Below are 4,054 nucleotides of genomic sequence, written 5' to 3' on the forward strand. Positions count from 1 at the left end.
AGGTCCAACGCCCGCTTGCCACTGTGGTAACCGGGGGGCTTGTTTCGTCAACCGTGCTGACCCTACTGGTCATGCCCGCCCTGCACCGCTGGTTTGCGCCCAGACAAGGTGGGCATCATTCACTTGTCGAAACGGTCCACGAGCATGGTACGAAGGCAAAATCTGTAAAGAAGGCTTAGGGCATATATGTTCTGATGCGCAGGCAAAGGTGCACGGCTGTTTGGCGGTGCGTGCACCCTTGCGGCCGTACTTTGGGTCAATACAACGCATCTCCGGTCAAAAGATGAGTACTATAGGCTGATGCAGATAGTTTCGCGTTTGGAATATAATTCCAGATACTGGAGGATGACATCGTCGGTGACATTCCCTGACGTGGTCGAAAAGAATCCACGTGCCCAAAATAGCGTTCCCCAGTATCGTTTGCGCAATTCGGGAAACTCAATCTGCACGTGCCGCGATGAGCGCGCCTTGATCTGCTGCATCAAGGTAGAGAACGCCAATTTTAGCTTACGTCGCCCCATCCACGACCAGTCGCAACCATAAGTGCTGACCACGATTGGGCCAAATCTCTTACTGCTGCTGCGAGGGATATGCGTGCTGCGTTTGCAAATCGTTCGGCGTCCAACAGGTCTGGTAAGTTCAGTTCTCCCAGTTCAAAAACTTTGCGGCTCAACTGAAGAGTACGATCCCTTGATCGTTGAGCAGCGCGCAATGCGGCCACCTCTCTTTGTTTTCGTGTAAATTCACTTTGAGTTTTTTGCACATCTTCCACCGCGGCCAACACCTGTGCACGCCATTCCAGTTCGGCGGTCGTGGCTGAAATAATAGCCGCATCTCGCCTAGCGCGTAGCGGACCTTGGTTGAGGATGGGCAATGAAAGTGCTGGACCAAAGGACCATTCTGACGGGTTTGCCGCTGTCACCGAGCCAGATAAAGTGACCGATGGGTACAACTTTGCTTCTGCGACACCTACTCCGGCAACTGCGGCAGCTAGACGGCGTTCAGCGGCCAATACATCTGGACGATTGCGGAGCAGATTAGCGGGGACGCCTGTTGACCCCTTGCTGCGAGGATAAGGTTGTGGTGCGCCTGCAATCATCTGTTTAAGCAGCGGCTGAGCTGGTTCGGCCAACAATGTCGCGATTGCAAAAACCCGGGCTTCGAATGCGGCTTCAAGCGGAGGGAGGTCGGCAATTGCTGTGTCCAGCTGACCTGCTGATCGGGCAAGATCTAATTCTGTCAATGCGCCTTGCTCAACTTGAGCTCTGATCAAGGACTGGGTCCGGCGGAGGCTCGCGATATTCTGTCGTGTTAAAGCCAATGCCTCCTGAAAATACCGCGCGTCAATATAGTTGGAAACAACACCGGAAACCAGAGCAAGCCGGACAGTGCCAGCATCAAACTTGGCTGCTTCTACACCCGCTGCCGCGCGCTGCGCGTCACGGCGAACACCACCAAAAATATCGAGGATGTAATTCGCCCCGAACGTCGCACTTTCAGAGGGATCACCTGATATTGGGTTACCATTGTTTCTTTGCGCCTGTGCATCCAGTCCACCTGAGAATTGGCCAGCGGTACCTGTCTGCCTCAGGTCTGTATTTGCGGCTTTGATACGTTGTAAAGCCGTTGCAATATCGATGTTTTGTGTAAGGCCGCGGTCTACTAGCCGGTTCATTTGCCGGTCATTTAGCCGTTTCCACCATTCATCGCGCGCGACCTCTTCAAGAGCCCCGCCACCGCCAATGAACGACGTTTCTAAAGGTGTCTTAGGTGGCGTATAGTCAGGGCCAACAGCGGTACATGAAACCAATGCCGTGGATGCTAGGATAAAAAGCAGATAGGGACGGTTCATTTGTCATTCCTGTATATTGGATCAGCTTTTGGATTTGCTGGGGATGTGATGGAGATGTTTCACCCAGCACGCTATTATGAGCAGATAAGTAATTGAAAAGTAAAAGCTTGTCTAGAGGTGCTCAGAGCCGTCGAGTTCTAGAAAACTCCAAGATTGCGCCGTGTTTGAGCCACTAAATTTTTTTTATTAGACACACTTTAGGACCTGCACCAGTCGTCATGTCGCGCCATTTGGATAGAGCACAACGCGGGTGTCTAAAGGCACTTGATTGAAAAGTTGAATAATCTGATTGTTAACAAGCCTGGCACACCCGTTGGATACGGCGCGCCCGATAGTGGTTGGATCATTTGTGCCATGAACACGCAAAAAGGTGTCACCGCGACCCGGTTGAAAGAGATACAGGGCCCGCGCTCCCAGAGGGTTGCTCAAACCGCCAGGCATTCCATTGCGAAGTGGGCCATATTTCTGAGGCTCACGACGCAACATGCCAGGAGTCGGGGTCCAACTTGGCCATTCTTTTTTCGCCCCTACGTAGAATTCTCCTGCCTCGTAAAGACCTGGGCGACCGATCCCGACAGTATATCGAATTGCAGTATTATTGGGCTGGGTCCAGAAAAGTGCAAACTGGCCTGGAACTACATGTATTTCGTAGGGAGCAGCGCCCGCTGGTATGGTCACTACTTGAGGCAAAAATTCTGGTGGTAAATCATACTTAGGAAGCACTATGTGAGCTGACACTGGTTGGCAGGCTAAAGTGCCAACAGCCCCAGCGGAAAGGAGGAATTTTCTTCGTTTCATAGGCCGGTGGCTTTCAAAGACTGATGATAAGTGGAACTTGGTACACGAGGGCGTACCTTCATAAGTCAGATAAAGTGCATGAATCAAAACAACTTCACTTGTGTTCCGACTTCGGCCAAAGCGAACAATTCTTTGATATGCTCGTTGTAGAGACCTATGCACCCATTTGAAGATTGCCTTCCGATCTTGCGCGTGTCGCCCGTGCCATGAACACGGTAATATTGCCATGACAGATACAGCGCATGGGTGCCCAATGGGTTATCGGGACCAGGTGGAAAATAGTCTGGCCATTCGGGGTTGCGTATCTTCATTGAAGGGGTGGGGCGCCAGCTTGGCCCCTCAACTTTACGAATGACGTGTGTGTTCCCACGTTTGGTCAGTTCTTCTGTTAACGGAACACTGGAAGGGTAAAGTTTGTAGACGCTTTCATCTTCTGACCAATATTGAACTGCACGGGAGTCGATATCGCAAAGGATTGCTCCGTGCTCTAAGTTGTCAAAATGCTCCCTCCAATTGGAGGTACTGAAGGATGAAATGTTTCGGCGGACTGACGGTGACGAAAATGGCTCGGTCGTTTGCGCGATTGCCGTACCGGTTCCGAGAAATAGTCCACTTGCTGTCGCCCCAAGAAGCGCACTGCGACGTGAAATAGATGTGTCTTTGGTCAGTATCATGATGAAGCCTCTGATCTTGCCTGTTTTAACTATTTTAAGACCTCCACCTGCTAGAGCTTCAATCTCAATAAAATCACAATAACGTGATGTGGAATGCCCTTTGGCAGCCTATCAAGAACTTCAGCGCTTTGCCGCGTGGCTGGAAGGTAATCCTCCTGTTTTTAACGGAACAAGGATGTAGAATCTGCGCGGCCATTTTCAGTTTCATTGCGGGAGTGATGCCACCGATGCTCATGTTCGAACGGTCGTTGTTGTACATCCGGAGCCACTGTGTGGCGAATGCTGGGCCTCTTCAATGCCGTTTTGATGTATTAGTCGACCCATCCGTGGCAGACTGTGCGTTTGTATCGTTCAACGGGTCAAAGCAAAGCTTACAGTATGGCTGCTAGCGGTGTGAAATCATCCATGCCCATAACGCATGGTCTCCTCGTGCTTGTCGCGTGCTCGCTCGAATTCCAGCGTTGAGTGCGATATGTCGAACGCCTCTTCCAAGCGGGTTTTGATATCCTCTTTTATGCGTTCAAGGTCGTCCCAGCGTGCATCCTCGATCACCACATGCGTATCGAGCGCCGCTTGGTGTTCCTGCATTTGCCAGAAATGCGCGTGATGCAGTTCTTCAACGCCGTCGATGTCTTCGATGGCGGTGATCACGGCGTCGGTGTCCATGTCAGGCGGACTGCCCAGCATGAGTGTCCGGATAGGCCCGCCGATCTCGGTGAAAGCGAGCCAA

5 protein-coding genes and 2 pseudogenes are annotated in these 4,054 nt (G+C 51.7%); 1 reads left to right on the plus strand and 6 read right to left on the minus strand.

The window, feature by feature from the left end; genetic code table 11:
* A partial coding sequence (locus tag ENI00_RS18795; RefSeq protein ID WP_414674267.1) for an efflux RND transporter permease subunit occupies positions 1 to 179 on the plus strand: 179 nt, incomplete at its 5' end.
* A gap of 111 nt (positions 180 to 290) precedes the next feature.
* On the opposite strand, the gene ENI00_RS18800 is transcribed toward ENI00_RS18795, so the two are convergent.
* The 6 genes and pseudogenes from ENI00_RS18800 to ENI00_RS15175 all read right to left on the minus strand — a co-directional run.
* On the minus strand, positions 291 to 521 hold the full coding sequence (locus tag ENI00_RS18800) for a transposase (RefSeq protein WP_414674266.1): 231 nt from the start codon (positions 519 to 521) through the stop codon (positions 291 to 293).
* Complete coding sequence (locus ENI00_RS15160) at positions 503 to 1,852, minus strand: efflux transporter outer membrane subunit (protein WP_093734338.1); 1,350 nt, start codon at positions 1,850 to 1,852, stop codon at positions 503 to 505. Before ENI00_RS15160 ends, ENI00_RS18800 begins: the two co-directional genes overlap by 19 nt.
* Positions 1,853 to 2,068: 216 nt before the next feature.
* Entirely contained in the window at positions 2,069 to 2,650 is a 582-nt protein-coding gene (locus ENI00_RS15165; RefSeq protein ID WP_009827352.1) for a L,D-transpeptidase, read from the minus strand.
* Between the two features lie 83 nt (positions 2,651 to 2,733).
* Positions 2,734 to 3,324 carry a L,D-transpeptidase gene (locus tag ENI00_RS15170; RefSeq protein WP_114865786.1) on the minus strand — a complete coding sequence of 197 codons (591 nt, stop codon included), beginning with the start codon at positions 3,322 to 3,324 and terminating at the stop codon, positions 2,734 to 2,736.
* A gap of 187 nt (positions 3,325 to 3,511) precedes the next feature.
* A pseudogene (locus tag ENI00_RS18805) lies at positions 3,512 to 3,680 on the minus strand (integrase core domain-containing protein); the annotation flags it as partial.
* Positions 3,681 to 3,723: 43 nt separating this feature from the next.
* A pseudogene (locus ENI00_RS15175) lies at positions 3,724 to 4,054 on the minus strand (cation transporter); the annotation flags it as partial.

It is taken from the genome of Marinobacter antarcticus, assembly GCF_011049865.1.
In the GTDB taxonomy this organism is placed as follows: domain Bacteria; phylum Pseudomonadota; class Gammaproteobacteria; order Pseudomonadales; family Oleiphilaceae; genus Marinobacter; species Marinobacter antarcticus_A.